Here is a 12,903-nt window from a genome sequence, read left to right on the forward strand (position 1 = left end):
CCTTCATGCTTCAGGCCGAAGCTTGGGCGGCCGCCTGTCGGGGCCGCCCAAGTCAACCGTCAGCCTTTGATGTTGGCGGAATCGATCCACCCGATATTACCGTCATTGCGACGATAAACGATATTCAATTGTTCTTTTCCCGGGCTTCTGAACAGAAGAACCGGCTCGTCAGTCATGTCCAGAGCCATAACGGCCGAGGCCACCGACATGGTCCGTAGCTTCTTCGTGCTTTCCGCCACGATGGTCGGCGCGTAGTCTTCCGGCACTTCGTCATGTTCTTCGGCGATCGAATCCATGACCGTATAGGCAATCTCGGCCGGTGGATTGACCGGTTCTCCGGCGTGATGATCCTTCAGCTTGCGCTTGTAACGGCGCAGGCGCTTCTCGACGCGTTCGAACGCGTTGTCGAAAGCCAGCTGCGGGTCATTGGCCTCTCCTGCGGCATGCAGGTTTGCGCCGGTATCGAGATGCACCAGGCAATCGGCCGAGAATCGCGACTGCGACTTCGTGACGACCACTTGCCCGGAATACCCTCCGTCGAAGTACTTGGTAACCGCATCCTGGATTCGGTCTTCGATCCGCTGGCGGAACGTCTCACCGATTTCCATCTGCTTGCCGGATACACGCACACTCATGGAGTTTCCCTTCTTATGATTGGTTGCGTATCCATTTTACGCCAAGCGACGTCCGCGTCCAAGCTTTTCGAGCGGTTCGGTCAGTCTCTGCCTTCGTTTGTCGGGCGTCTTCGAGGGGTCTCTTCCCCGGTCAACAGTGTGCGCTGTCGATTGCGGCGCGCTTCTAGCCCCCTTGGCAGCGAGAGTCAATCTCCTGTTAATCTTTGCGGCTAAACGGCGTCCATCAGAGAGCCGAAACCTTCGCCATGGCACGTTTTTCCCGGCGTCTCTGGACGGAGGAGGGGATGTTCATGGCCTCGCGATACTTTGCGACCGTACGCCGGGCGAGATCGACCCCTGTCGACTTGAGTAGGTCGACGATATCGTCATCGGAGAGAACGGCCTCCGGGCTTTCCCTGTCAATCAGGGCGCGGATCCTGTGACGAACCGCCTCAGCGGAGTGGCTGTCTCCCCCTTCGGCCGACGCAATCGAGACGCTGAAGAAATACTTGAGCTCGAAAAGCCCGCGTGGAGTGAGCATGTATTTGTTCGTCGTCACCCGGCTGACGGTCGATTCGTGCATCTTGATGGCGTCGGCAACCGTTTTCAGGTTCAGCGGTCGCAGGTGATCAACGCCATGATCAAGAAAGGCCGATTGCTGCCTCACGATTTCTGCCGCCACCTTGGTAATCGTCCGCGCCCTCTGGTCGAGGCTGCGGGTCAGCCAGTTGGCGTTCTGCAGGCATTCGGACATGAAGGTCTGGTCCGGGGTTTCTTTCGAACCGCCGCGGCGCGCGACGGCCGTCATGTAGCTGTGATTGACGAGCACACGCGGCAGGGCGTCCGGATTGAGTTCCACGCGCCAGCCCCCGGCCGCGTCTGCCTTGACGACGATGTCCGGCGTCACGGATTCGCTGACTGAATGCTCAAAGCAGCTGCCCGGCTTCGGATTGAGCTTGCGAATTTCAGCCAGCATGTCGACGAGGTCTTCCTCGTCGACGCCGCAGATCTTCTTCAGCGTCGCGAAATCCCGCTTGGCAAGCAGTTCGAGATTGTTGACGAGGCCGGCCATGGCCGGATCATACCGATCCAGCTGGCGGAGTTGAATGATCAGGCACTCACTGAGAGTGCGCGCGAAGACCCCGGCTGGCTCGAGTGTCTGCAGAGCTGCCAGCACCCTTTCGACTTCTGCAATGGTCAACCCGAGGCGAGCCGAAACCTCGTCGAGATCCGCTCGCAAATAGCCCGCTTCGTCCAGATGATCGACGAGGACGGAGGCAAGGAGCTGGTCGGATGCGGATGGAAGCGCGAACGGCACCTGCTGATTGAGGTGGTCACGCAGGCTGATCTGTCCGGCAACGAAATCATCGAGGTCATAGCCATCGCTTCCCTCGCCGGATTGGCCTGGCATGGATTTCCACTGCCCGAGCAATTCCGGTGCATCGGGTCTTTGCGCCGTGCCTTCATCTGTAAAGGCGATATCGAAGTTTGCGTCCAGGCCGTCGTTGAGACGTTCGCTCGCACTGTTTTCGTACCAGTCGCTGTCCAGTGCGGGAGACGCAGCAATCTCATCGGAGACGGGCGGGTTGTCCTGAGCATTGCTGTTGTGGCGATCGGAGGGATCGAGCGAATCGCCGCTCAAATCTCCGTCATCTGCGGCTATTTCAAGCAGCGGGTTCCGCTCCACTTCCTGCGCGATGAACTGCATCAGTTCGAGATGTGTCATCTGCAGCAGTTGAATCGACTGCATCAGCTGGGGAGTCATCACCAGAGACTGACTTTGTCGCAGCATCAAGTTGGCGGATAAGGCCATGGCGGACGTTCGACTCCCCTACATTCCCCCGCAATCCCGCCCTTGATGGCGGAAAACTCCACTTGGCCCAAAAATTGCTTTTTATTTCACTTTGGTCAAGCGGCTGCAGGGAGGCTGAGCCTCGTTTTCTGGCTCCGCCTCAGAGGCTGAACTTGTCGCCGAGATAGAGTCGGCGCACATCGGCATTGTTGACGATGTCGTTCGCCCGGCCGTGGGTCAGAACCTCGCCGGCATGGATGATATAGGCCCGGTCGATCAGCCCCAGTGTTTCGCGCACATTATGGTCTGTGATCAGGACGCCGATGCCCCGCGCAGTGAGATGACGGACCAGGTTCTGGATATCGGAAACCGAAATAGGATCAACGCCTGCAAATGGCTCGTCGAGCAGCATGAAGGTCGGATCCGTCGCCAAGGCGCGAGCGATTTCGAGACGCCGCCGTTCGCCGCCGGACAGTGCAACGGCAGGTGACTTGCGAAGCTTCTCGATGTGGAATTCGGCGAGCAACTCGTCGAGCTTCGCCTCGCGCTTGCGCTTGTCGGAAACATGCACCTCGAGCACAGCGCGGATGTTCTCTTCGACCGTCAGCCCTCGAAAGATCGAGGCTTCCTGGGGCAGATAGCCGACACCGAGACGCGCGCGCCGGTACATCGGCATGGACGTGACGTCATTGCCATTGATGGAAATCGTTCCTGCATCCACCGGCACGAGGCCCGTGATCATGTAAAAACAGGTGGTCTTGCCGGCGCCGTTCGGGCCGAGCAGACCGACCGCTTCGCCACGGCGCACCACCAGCGATGCACCGTTGACCACGCGACGCGAGTTGTAGGTCTTCGTCAAGCCATGGGCGATCAGCGTACCTTCATAGCGCGACTTGTCGCCCGGAAGGCCGGTCGGGGTCGCGCCCTTCTTGGGCCGCTTCGTCCTGGAAAAAAAGGGTATTTGCACGTTCACGCGAATCCGTCAGTTGCTGGGCTTCTGCGACTGCGGGTCGAGCTGGATCTGAACGCGCCGACCACAGCTTTCAAGCTTGGCCTGGCCCGATTCCATTTGAACCGTGAGTTTGCAGCCGACAAAGACATTCTGCCCTTCCGACAGCACCACGCGCTCGCCTTCAAGTACGAAAAGCTGCTGTGCCATGTCGAAGTAACCGGTGTCGGCAGTCGCCTGCTGGGTTTCTGATGACAGGAAGACCTTGTCCGCGACATCAATCTTCTCGATGTCGGCATTGCCTTGGGTGACGGTCTGGCCCTCGCCGCGATAATGGACCACCATGGTGCCCGCCTGCAGCGTTGTCGTTCCCTGGACCACCTTCACATTGCCGGTAAAGAAAGCCTTCTTTTCCTGCTCGCGGATTTCCAGCTGATCGCTTTCAATCTGGATCGGCTGATCGTTCGACAGCTTCAGGCCGTTCATCTGGCTGTTGGTCGTCTGCGCGGATGCGATCGAGGCAAACGCGCCTGCCGACACGAGCAGGAAGCCAGCAAGAGAAATCTGGGCGAACGAGCGGTAAATCATGGCTGAACTGCTTCCGTAGACGGATTGGTGCGGACGGCGGACGGCTCGATGTTCAATTTGACGCTGCCCGCGAAGATCATGGTTCGCCCCTTATCCTTCATCTCGAGCGAGTTCGCAACAATCGACGCACCTTTGGTCTGGATAGCGACCGGATCGTCCGTTTTCATCGTCCCGCCGGAAATATCGAGCTGCGCAGAATTGAACTGGGCATCAACGCCGCTGCTGAGATTGAGGGTGAAGGGCTTGTCGAGCGTAAGGAAATTCGCAGTGCGGTCAAAGATGCCGCTGGAGGCGACCACGCGCGCGATGACGCTGTCACTCACCGGTAGGGCGGCGGCGATGGTATCGAGCGTGATCAGGTTCGGGTTCTTGATATCCTGCAGCGCCCGCTCCGCCCGCATGGAGTAACGCACGCCGTTCTCATTGCGGCCGGCGATCGCAGGTTTTTCCATGACCACCTTACCGTCTTCGATCTTTGCCGATTCGATCTGCAATTCGTCCGGCAACATGCTGCGCACCAGGGAAACAGCGATAAAGCTGAACGTGATCACGAGGGCTGTGACGGGCAATAGGATCCGCAGGCGCCGGACTCGTCGCGAATGGCTGACAGCACGCCGATAGGCATCGGCGTCGGACCGGCTTCCGGCAGACTGAACCACATCTCCTGTCGCTTGCAGCATTCCTGTATCCATCCTTGTGGCAGCCGGCTTGCGCCCGCTCACCATTCATCCCGGTTTCGCATGTCCCACGAGCCTTGCCAATAAGATTGTGTCAGACCGGTTACAGCGGCATGGGAATGATGCATGCCGCGACCGGCTGAAGAAAGTGAGGCGCACGTGATCACGATTTAGCGTGTGACAGCTGTCATATCGCTCGCAAAGACGGCAATTTATGGTTAAGTTGTTCCTTGACTGAGCTTTTTCGCTTTGGCAACTTTGTCGCCGCTCGAAGTCACAATAATGTAGGGGGTCCGCGTGATAAAGTCGGAATTGGTGCAGATCGTCGCGGCCCGCAATCCGCATCTTTATCATCGTGATGTGGAAAACATCGTCAATGCAGTGCTGGACGAGATCACCGACGCCCTGGCAGCGGGCAACCGTGTGGAGCTGCGTGGCTTCGGCGCATTTTCCGTCAAAAACCGTCCTTCGCGGTCCGGACGCAATCCACGCACCGGCGAAACCGTTTTCGTCGAGGAAAAGTGGGTACCCTTCTTCAAGACAGGCAAGGAGTTGCGCGAGCGTCTGAATCCGGGAATGGGCGACGAAGACGACGAATAGTCGCTTTTCGCGTTGAAAATTCCGCCCCTGTCCTTAACTTGAGCCGGTGAGGTGACCTCTTTCACCTCGGACGCAGCAGGGAGTTGTCGAGATGATCCGCAAAGTCGTGAGCCTCGTGGTGTTTGTGCCCCTCGGCGTGCTTCTCGTTGTTCTGGCCGTGGCCAATCGTGGGCCGGTCAGCCTGGCGCTCAATCCCTTCAATCCGGCCGATCAGGCGCTGTCCGTGTCTGCACCTTTCTTCGTCTTCCTCATCCTGTCGGTCATGCTCGGCATCCTCATGGGATCGGTCGTCACGTGGTTTACCCAGGGCAAGCACCGCAAGAAGGCCCGCAACCAGTCGCGCGCGGCGCAGCAGTGGCAAGCGGAAGCGGATCGCCAGAAGACCCGTGCCGAGCAGATCGCCGGTTCAACTCTTCCGCAGCTTGGCGCGAAGTAGCGTAAGCTGGACGGCCCTCGCGGCAAAATTCCTTTTCGCACCGGGCCGGCAATGCTAAGGGCAGGCCGAAACGAACGAGACACGACGGATCATCCACGTGAAGAACAAGGAACGTCGCCCCGGTGCCAAGCCATTTCCGGGAGCGAAGGCAAAAGCCGGTGGCGACAAACGGCAAGGATCGGCAAAGCCCGCATCAGCCAAGCGGCCGGACGAGCGCCAGAACCACGCGCCGCGTCGCCAACCCGATTTGGCAAAAGCCAAGCCTCAGCCGCAGGCTGCCGAGACCGGATCCGAACCGGCCCGCGTTCTGACGGTCCGCAGTGGGGACCGTCCGGCCGAACGCGTGCCGTTGATCCTGGAATCGACCGGGGCCGGCGATTTCCATCTGATTGACAGTGGTGAGGGACAGAAGCTCGAACAATACGGCCCCTATCGCATCGTCCGCCCTGAGGCGCAGGCACTCTGGCCGCGCTCGCTGCCCGCCCATGTCTGGGAGAAGGCGGATGCCGTTTTTACCGGTGACACCGATGAGGACGGCATGGGCCGGTGGCGCTTCCCGCGCGAAGCACTCGGCGAAACCTGGCCGCTCGCACTCCTGGGCGTCGATTTCCACGGCCGTTTTACCGCCTTTCGCCATGTTGGCGTATTCCCCGAACAGATTGCCCACTGGACCTGGATGAAGGAAAGGATCGAGGAGGCGAAGCGCCCGCTGAAGGTCCTCAATCTTTTCGGCTATACCGGTGTCGCCTCACTGGTCGCCGCAGCGGCCGGGGCCGAAGTCACCCATGTCGACGCGTCGAAGAAGGCGATCGGCTGGGCACGCGAAAACCAGTCGCTGAGCCGTCTCGACAAGGCGCCGATCCGCTGGATCTGCGAGGATGCGATGAAGTTCATCCTGCGTGAGGAGCGCCGCGGCCATCGCTACGATATCATCCTGACCGACCCGCCGAAATTCGGCCGTGGCCCGAATGGCGAGGTCTGGCAGCTGTTCGACCACCTGCCGCTGATGCTCGATGTCTGCCGCGAGCTTCTGGCGCCGAAAGCGGTCGGCCTGGTGTTGACCGCCTATTCGATCCGCGCGAGCTTCTATTCCATTCACGAGTTGATGCGGGAAACCATGCGCGGCAAGGGCGGCTTGGTCGAAGCCGGAGAACTGGTCATCCGCGAGGCCGGCCTCGATGGCAGGACGCCGGGCCGCGCGCTGTCCACCTCTCTCTTCAGCCGCTGGGTACCGAAATGACCGATGATTTTCGCCATGAGGGGCCGCGCCGCGTCGGTCAGGTCAAGGAAGTCACCAGCCTCGCCAATCCCATCATCAAGGATATCAAGGCGCTGTCGCTGAAGAAGGCGCGCGATGAGAGCCGCACCTTCCTCGCCGAAGGTCTGAAGCTCGTCATCGACGCTCTGGATCGCGGCTGGACCATTCGCACGCTGGTCTACGCCAAGGCCGGCAAGGGCAAGCCGCTGGTCGAAAAGGTCGCCGCCCGCACGGTGGCCGCTGGCGGTCTTGTGCTCGAAGTCAGCGAAAAGGTCATGTCCTCGATCACGCGGCGCGAGAACCCGCAAATGGTCGCCGCCGTCTTCGAACAGCGCTGGACAGCGCTGACGGATATCCAGCCTAATGGCTCCGAAACCTGGATCGCGCTGGATCGCGTCCGCGATCCCGGAAATCTCGGCACGATTATCCGCACGGCAGACGCCGCCGGCGCGTCGGGCGTTATCCTCGTCGGCGATTGCACCGATCCCTTCTCGCTGGAAACCGTGCGCGCTACCATGGGTTCGATGTTCGCCCTGCCGCTGGTGAAGACCACGTCTGCCGAGTTCCTCAAATGGAAGAAGTCGGTCGATGCCCGTCTGGTGGCCACGCATCTCGCCGGCGCCGTCGACTATCGCACCATCGACTACAAATCGAAGCCGGTCATCCTGATGATGGGCAACGAACAGTCTGGCCTGCCTGATGATCTGGCCCAGGCCGCCGACAAGCTCGCCCGCATTCCTCAGGTCGGCATGGCCGACAGCCTCAATCTGGCGGTCGCAACCGGGGTCATGCTCTTTGAGGTTCGGCGCCACCTTCTGACGCTCGAAGGAGCCAAGTGACCATGCTTGCAGCCTTCAATCGACCGCTGCCCGTCCTCGCCTTCATCGCGATTGCCCTGATCCTCGACCAGGCCATCAAATACGCGGTCGAGATTTACCTGCCGATGCACGAGCTGATCCCGGTCTTGCCGTTCTGGGCGCTCTACCGCACCCACAATCTCGGTGTCGCCTTTTCCATGCTATCGCATCTCGACAGCTGGTTCATCGTCGCCCTGCGTCTTGTGATTGTGGGCTTCGTTCTGTGGCTCTGGCGCAAGACCGGCCCGGAACAGCATTTCGCCCATCTTGGCTTCGCCATGATCATTTCCGGCGCGCTCGGCAACATCATCGATCGCTTCACCTATGGCTACGTTGTGGACTACATTCTGTTCTACACCCAGACATGGTCCTTCGCGGTTTTCAATCTTGCAGATAGCTTCATCACAATCGGTGCGATCTGCATCGTCATTGACGAGATCATCCAGCATCGCAAGCCGAAGTCGCCGGAGGCGTGACAGCCGTCATGAAACTTCGAAGTTTTGTCACTTTCCTGTAGCAGTGTCGTGTTTAAAGGCCGTGACTTCAACGCTGGATAGATCCGATGAGCGTGGAACTGATCGAACGAGACCTTATCCTGGAAAGCCCGGCTGCACCGTCGCTGGCGCTTTCTGCATCCCGTGATCTTCTTGGCCGCATTGGCAGTCTTGAAACGCGTCTTGCCCGCAACGAGCGCGAGATCGACGCCGCCCAGGCTGTGCGCTACCGCGTCTTCGTCGAGGAGATGAACGCTCAGGTCGACCCGGAATGCGCCCGTCGTGGCCGCGACATCGACCACTGGGACATCGTCTGCGATCACCTGCTGGTTCTCGACCGCGGAATCGAGGGCGATACGGAAGACCAGATCGTCGGCACCTATCGCCTGCTGCGCCATGAAGTGGCGATGAGCCATGGTGGTTTTTATTCGAGCTCCGAGTTTGCCGTCGGCGATCTCGTGGCCCGCCACAAGGACAAGCGCTTCATGGAGCTCGGACGCTCCTGCGTCCTGCCGCAATACCGAACCAAGCGCACGGTTGAATTGCTTTGGCAGGGCTGCTGGGCCTATGCGCTGCAGCACCGGATCGACGCCATGTTCGGCTGCGGCTCTTTCCCCGGCACGCAGCCGGAAGAGCATGCACTGGCTCTCTCCTTCCTGCATCAGAACGCCGTCGCGCGCGGCGAATGGGCCGTCGATGCCCTGCCGCATCTCTATCGCGAGATGGACCTGATGCCATCGGAAGCCGTCAATGCCCGGCGCGCCCTCTTCGCCATGCCGCCGCTGATCAAAGGGTATCTGCGTCTCGGTGCCATGGTCGGCAATGGCGCGGTGGTCGACCAGGCTTTCAACACAACGGACGTGCTGATCATCCTGCCGATCTCGAGCATCTCCGGCCGTTACGTGAATTACTACGGCGCCGACGCCGGCCGCTTCGCCAGCGCCAGCTGATCCTCGTCTCCCCATCGGGCAGAAGGTGGCGCGCAGCGCTCAGATGCAACTCGTTGCACTGGGGATGAGGGTGCGGCGAAGCCAAAAGAGAAGGCCTCGGCTCGGTCGTTTCAGCGTGACACCCCACATCGGGCCGAAAACTCATTGGCGAAGCCGTCCCGGCAACCATGCGCCAGTTTCGCCTGGCCCGTCCGCATGGGCATCTCCGCGACCATGGGCAGGTCGGCAAGCTCGCGAAGGCTCATGCCTGTCAGCGCCGGGTATCCCAGGGGATCGTGTCGCCAGTCGACAGCCTTGCATGGCGTGGCTTCGTAGCGTCTCCAGAGAAACTTGAACATGATTCCACCTCGACACCGCTGCTAGGGTGACCTTTGCGTTCTGAATGGTTGGATTTTCGACTGAGTTTGCCGCAATTTCAATTGAGTTTTGTCCGCAAGCCATTTAGTTTTTCTATATGAAGAGCCTCAATCAGGTACATTTGAATGGCCTGCGTGCCGTGGAAGCCGTCGGCCGTCTTGGTTCGCTTCAGGCCGCAGCGGACGATCTTGGCGTGTCGATCGGTGCCGTCAGCCAGCAGGTCATCAAGACCGAGCAGCAGCTTGGCCGTCCGCTCTTCGAACGCACCAGCCGCGGCATGCTGCCGGTCGAAACCGCTGTGGATGTGCTGGCGCGTCTATCGGACGGATTTCGTCACCTGTCGGGCGCCGTGGACCTGGCGAAACGCAGCGATGACAGCGTGCTGACCATATCAGTCGCCCCTGTCTTCGCAGCCCGTTGGCTCGTTCATCGGATCCCGGCCTTTTCGGAGCGCTTTCCAGAGATCGGCCTGCGCATCGATGCCAATGACCGCCTGACCGACGCCAGCCAGACAGATGTCGATCTGAGAATCCGGGTTGGACGCGGTCACTGGCCGGGCTTCAAGGCCGAGCTGATCCTCGAACAGCGCGTGGCTCCGCTCTGCACACCGGCGATGGCCGCAGCGCTTGAAAAGCCCGCAGACATCCTCGACCTGCCCAAGGTGATCGATGGCCGGGCGATGTTCACCTGGGATGTCTGGCTTTCCGCCGTGAGTCTCGAGGGTGCGGAGATCAAGGCGCGCCACACCTTCAGCGAAGCCTCGCTCTGCCTCGATGCGACGATTGCCGGGCAGGGGGTGATGCTCGCCTGGCAGACCATCGCCTCGCATCAGTTGCAGCACGGCCAGCTCGTCGCGCCCTTTGGCCCGGCGGTTAAGACCGGCTTCGGCCATTACTTCGTGACATCAGAGAATGCGCGGCGTTCCGACAAGGTGGAAAAGTTCAAGCGCTGGCTGAAGCGGGAGCTCGACGACGACATGGAGCGGCTCGCAAAAGCCGCGCCTGTTTTCGCTTGAAGGCGTGCAGGCCTTGATCAGACCGCCGCGTTATAGGCCGCGATCGCCGCCATGTTGACGATGTCGCTGTCCTTGGCACCCATCTGGGCGATCTGGACGGACTTGTCGAGGCCGATCAACAGCGGCCCCATCACGGTCAGTCCGCCCAGTTCCTGCAGCATCTTGGTCGAGATCGCCGCCGAATGGATCGCCGGCATGACCAGCACATTGGCTGTGCCCGACAGGCGGCAGAACGGATACTGCTCCATCCGATGCTGGTTGAGCGCAATGTCGGCACCCATCTCGCCGTCATATTCGAAGGACACGCCGCGCCGGTCGAGGACCTTCACGGCCTCGCGTACTCGCTCGGAGCGCTCCCCGGTCGGATGCCCGAAGGTGGAGTATGCAAGCAAAGCGACGCGCGGCTCAAGCCCGAGTCTATGGGCAACGCCGGCGGCCTCTTCGGCGATGTCGGCCAGCTCCTCGGCGGTCGGCATGTCATGCACGGCGGTATCCGCCACCACGATCGTGCGCCCGCGGGCAAGCGCCAGCGACACGCCGATCACCCGGTGCCCGGGGGCCGTGTCGATGCAGCGGCGCACGTCCTCCAGTGCGGTAGAATAATTGCGCGTCGTGCCGGTCACCATCGCATCGGCATCGCCGAGCGCCACCATGCAGGCGGCAAAGTGGTTGCGGTCCGTATTGATCAGCCGCTGCGCATCGCGATGCAGATAGCCCTTCCGCTGCAGGCGGGCATAGAGATATTCGGTATAGGCATCGACGCGGGTCGACATGCGGGCATTGACCACCTCGATGCCCGGACGATCGAGATCGATCCCCGCCCGCTCGGCCGTCGCCTTCAGCGGCTCGTCGCGGCCAAGCAGGATGGCCGTTCCCAGTCCCTGGTTGACGAAGGAGATCGCCGCGCGCATCACTTGCTCCTCTTCGCCCTCGGCAAAGACGACCCGCTTCGGATGGCTGCGAACTTGTTCGTAGATGCGCTGCGTGGCAGCCGCGATCGGGTCGCGGCGGGCCGAGAGCTCATGCGCATAGGCGCCGAGATCCTCGATTTCCTTGCGCGCCACGCCGGTCTCCATTGCGGCCTTGGCAACAGCGACGGGGATCGCCGAGATCAGGCGCGGGTCGAAGGGGACCGGGATGATGTATTGCGGCCCGAAGCGTGGCCGCTGGCCCTGATAGGCGGCCGCCACATCGTCAGGCACGTCCTCGCGCGCCAGATTAGCCAGCGCCCGGACGGCGGCAATCTTCATCGCGTCATTGATCTGGCTGGCGCGCACGTCGAGCGCGCCGCGGAAGATGTAAGGGAAGCCCAGAACATTGTTCACCTGGTTCGGATAGTCCGATCGACCGGTGGCCATGATCGCATCCGAGCGGATTTCGGCGACCTCTTCCGGCGTGATTTCCGGATCCGGATTGGCCATCGCAAAGATGATCGGATTGTCCGCCATTGAGGCGATCATGTCGGCGGAGAAGGCGCCCTTTTGTGACAGGCCGAACACGACGTCGGCCCCTTCCATCGCCTCGCGCAGCGTCCGCCTGTCGGTCTTGACTGCGTGGGCAGACTTCCACTGGTTCATGCCCTCGGTGCGGCCCTGATAGATCACGCCCTTGGTGTCGCAGAGAATGATGTTCTCGCCGTTGAAGCCCATGGCCTTGATCAGCTCGATGCAGGCGATGGCCGCAGCGCCCGCGCCATTGCAGACGAGCTTGGTCGTCTTGAAGTCCCGTCCCGTCAGTTCCAGCGCATTGATCAGGCCAGCCGCTGCGATGATCGCGGTCCCGTGCTGATCGTCGTGGAAGACCGGAATGTCCATCAGTTCGCGGAGGCGGCTCTCGATGATGAAGCAGTCCGGCGCCTTGATGTCTTCGAGATTGATGCCGCCGAAGGAGGGGCCGAGGTAACGCACGCAGTTGATGAACTCGTCGACATTTTCGGTGTCGACCTCAATGTCGATCGAATCGACATCGGCAAAGCGCTTGAAGAGAACGGACTTGCCTTCCATGACCGGCTTGGACGCGAGCGCCCCGAGATTGCCGAGGCCCAGGATCGCGGTGCCGTTCGAGATGACGGCGACCATGTTGCCGCGCGTGGTGTAGTCGTAAGCTGTAGCCGGATCGGCGGCGATCGCCTTCACGGGAACGGCAACGCCAGGGGAATAGGCGAGCGACAGATCTCGCTGCGTGGCCATCGCCTTGGTCGGCGTGATCTCCAGCTTGCCGGGCCGCCCCTGGGAGTGAAAGTCCAGCGCTTCCTGTTCCGTGACCGACACCTTCGTCCGGCCGGTCTTCGTCTCGCTTGCCATGCTTCCCCTCACC

14 protein-coding genes are annotated in these 12,903 nt (G+C 61.0%); 7 read left to right on the forward strand and 7 right to left on the reverse strand.

Annotated elements, in window-relative coordinates; translation table 11 throughout:
* Nucleotides 1–59: 59 nt before the first annotated feature.
* The 5 genes from hpf to lptC form a co-directional block, all read right to left on the reverse strand.
* Nucleotides 60–635: a ribosome hibernation-promoting factor, HPF/YfiA family gene (hpf, locus tag H6M51_RS01320; RefSeq protein WP_185808087.1), complete on the reverse strand. Its 576-nt coding sequence runs from the start codon at nt 633–635 to the stop codon at nt 60–62.
* A 223-nt stretch (nt 636–858) separates the two neighbouring features.
* Nucleotides 859–2,427 (reverse strand): RNA polymerase factor sigma-54, encoded by a 1,569-nt coding sequence (gene rpoN / locus H6M51_RS01325; protein WP_185808088.1) that lies wholly within the window; start codon nt 2,425–2,427, stop codon nt 859–861.
* Between the two features lie 139 nt (nt 2,428–2,566).
* A complete protein-coding gene (gene lptB, locus H6M51_RS01330; protein ID WP_185808089.1) occupies nt 2,567–3,373 on the reverse strand; it encodes an LPS export ABC transporter ATP-binding protein in 807 nt (268 codons plus the stop codon).
* A 15-nt stretch (nt 3,374–3,388) separates the two neighbouring features.
* Entirely contained in the window at nt 3,389–3,943 is a 555-nt protein-coding gene (locus H6M51_RS01335) for an LptA/OstA family protein (protein WP_185808090.1), read from the reverse strand.
* A complete protein-coding gene (gene lptC, locus H6M51_RS01340) occupies nt 3,940–4,623 on the reverse strand; it encodes an LPS export ABC transporter periplasmic protein LptC (protein ID WP_185808091.1) in 684 nt (227 codons plus the stop codon). The genes H6M51_RS01335 and lptC overlap by 4 nt, the downstream gene beginning before the upstream one ends.
* 294 nt (nt 4,624–4,917) lie before the next feature.
* Between lptC and H6M51_RS01345 the strand changes: the two genes are divergently transcribed.
* The 6 genes from H6M51_RS01345 (at nt 4,918) to H6M51_RS01370 (ending at nt 9,215) form a co-directional block, all read left to right on the forward strand.
* Nucleotides 4,918–5,220, forward strand: coding sequence for an integration host factor subunit beta (locus H6M51_RS01345; RefSeq protein WP_054149157.1), 303 nt, complete (start codon nt 4,918–4,920; stop codon nt 5,218–5,220).
* Nucleotides 5,221–5,311: 91 nt separating this feature from the next.
* Nucleotides 5,312–5,656: a lipopolysaccharide assembly protein LapA domain-containing protein gene (locus H6M51_RS01350; protein WP_185808092.1), complete on the forward strand. Its 345-nt coding sequence runs from the start codon at nt 5,312–5,314 to the stop codon at nt 5,654–5,656.
* A gap of 97 nt (nt 5,657–5,753) precedes the next feature.
* A complete protein-coding gene (locus tag H6M51_RS01355) occupies nt 5,754–6,896 on the forward strand; it encodes a class I SAM-dependent methyltransferase (RefSeq protein ID WP_185808093.1) in 1,143 nt (380 codons plus the stop codon).
* On the forward strand, nt 6,893–7,753 hold the full coding sequence (locus H6M51_RS01360) for an RNA methyltransferase (protein WP_185808094.1): 861 nt from the start codon (nt 6,893–6,895) through the stop codon (nt 7,751–7,753). The genes H6M51_RS01355 and H6M51_RS01360 overlap by 4 nt, the downstream gene beginning before the upstream one ends.
* A 2-nt stretch (nt 7,754–7,755) precedes the next feature.
* Nucleotides 7,756–8,247, forward strand: coding sequence for a signal peptidase II (gene lspA / locus H6M51_RS01365; RefSeq protein ID WP_185808095.1), 492 nt, complete (start codon nt 7,756–7,758; stop codon nt 8,245–8,247).
* Nucleotides 8,248–8,333: 86 nt separating this feature from the next.
* Complete coding sequence (locus H6M51_RS01370) at nt 8,334–9,215, forward strand: GNAT family N-acetyltransferase (RefSeq protein ID WP_185808096.1); 882 nt, start codon at nt 8,334–8,336, stop codon at nt 9,213–9,215.
* Nucleotides 9,216–9,325: 110 nt separating this feature from the next.
* Here H6M51_RS01370 and H6M51_RS01375 read toward each other — a convergent pair whose 3' ends face one another.
* Nucleotides 9,326–9,553 carry a hypothetical protein gene (locus tag H6M51_RS01375; RefSeq protein ID WP_185808097.1) on the reverse strand — a complete coding sequence of 76 codons (228 nt, stop codon included), beginning with the start codon at nt 9,551–9,553 and terminating at the stop codon, nt 9,326–9,328.
* Nucleotides 9,554–9,669: 116 nt separating this feature from the next.
* Between H6M51_RS01375 and H6M51_RS01380 the strand changes: the two genes are divergently transcribed.
* A complete protein-coding gene (locus H6M51_RS01380; protein ID WP_185808098.1) occupies nt 9,670–10,587 on the forward strand; it encodes a LysR substrate-binding domain-containing protein in 918 nt (305 codons plus the stop codon).
* A 17-nt stretch (nt 10,588–10,604) separates the two neighbouring features.
* Here the strand turns inward: H6M51_RS01380 and H6M51_RS01385 are convergent, their stop codons facing one another.
* Nucleotides 10,605–12,890: an NADP-dependent malic enzyme gene (locus H6M51_RS01385; RefSeq protein ID WP_185808099.1), complete on the reverse strand. Its 2,286-nt coding sequence runs from the start codon at nt 12,888–12,890 to the stop codon at nt 10,605–10,607.
* Between the last annotated feature and the right edge of the window lie 13 nt (nt 12,891–12,903).

It is taken from the genome of Rhizobium sp. AQ_MP, from assembly GCF_014237835.1.
Lineage (GTDB): Bacteria > Pseudomonadota > Alphaproteobacteria > Rhizobiales > Rhizobiaceae > Allorhizobium.

Coding starts and splice junctions, on each gene's coding strand:
- hpf (WP_185808087.1), bottom strand. CDS start 635: ATGAGTGTGCGTGTATCCGGCAAGCAGATGGAAATCGGTGAGACGTTC.
- rpoN (WP_185808088.1), bottom strand. CDS start 2,427: ATGGCCTTATCCGCCAACTTGATGCTGCGACAAAGTCAGTCTCTGGTG.
- H6M51_RS01335 (WP_185808090.1), bottom strand. CDS start 3,943: ATGATTTACCGCTCGTTCGCCCAGATTTCTCTTGCTGGCTTCCTGCTC.
- lptC (WP_185808091.1), bottom strand. CDS start 4,623: ATGCTGCAAGCGACAGGAGATGTGGTTCAGTCTGCCGGAAGCCGGTCC.
- H6M51_RS01350 (WP_185808092.1), top strand. CDS start 5,312: ATGATCCGCAAAGTCGTGAGCCTCGTGGTGTTTGTGCCCCTCGGCGTG.
- H6M51_RS01360 (WP_185808094.1), top strand. CDS start 6,893: ATGACCGATGATTTTCGCCATGAGGGGCCGCGCCGCGTCGGTCAGGTC.
- lspA (WP_185808095.1), top strand. CDS start 7,756: ATGCTTGCAGCCTTCAATCGACCGCTGCCCGTCCTCGCCTTCATCGCG.
- H6M51_RS01370 (WP_185808096.1), top strand. CDS start 8,334: ATGAGCGTGGAACTGATCGAACGAGACCTTATCCTGGAAAGCCCGGCT.
- H6M51_RS01375 (WP_185808097.1), bottom strand. CDS start 9,553: ATGTTCAAGTTTCTCTGGAGACGCTACGAAGCCACGCCATGCAAGGCT.
- H6M51_RS01380 (WP_185808098.1), top strand. CDS start 9,670: ATGAAGAGCCTCAATCAGGTACATTTGAATGGCCTGCGTGCCGTGGAA.
- H6M51_RS01385 (WP_185808099.1), bottom strand. CDS start 12,890: ATGGCAAGCGAGACGAAGACCGGCCGGACGAAGGTGTCGGTCACGGAA.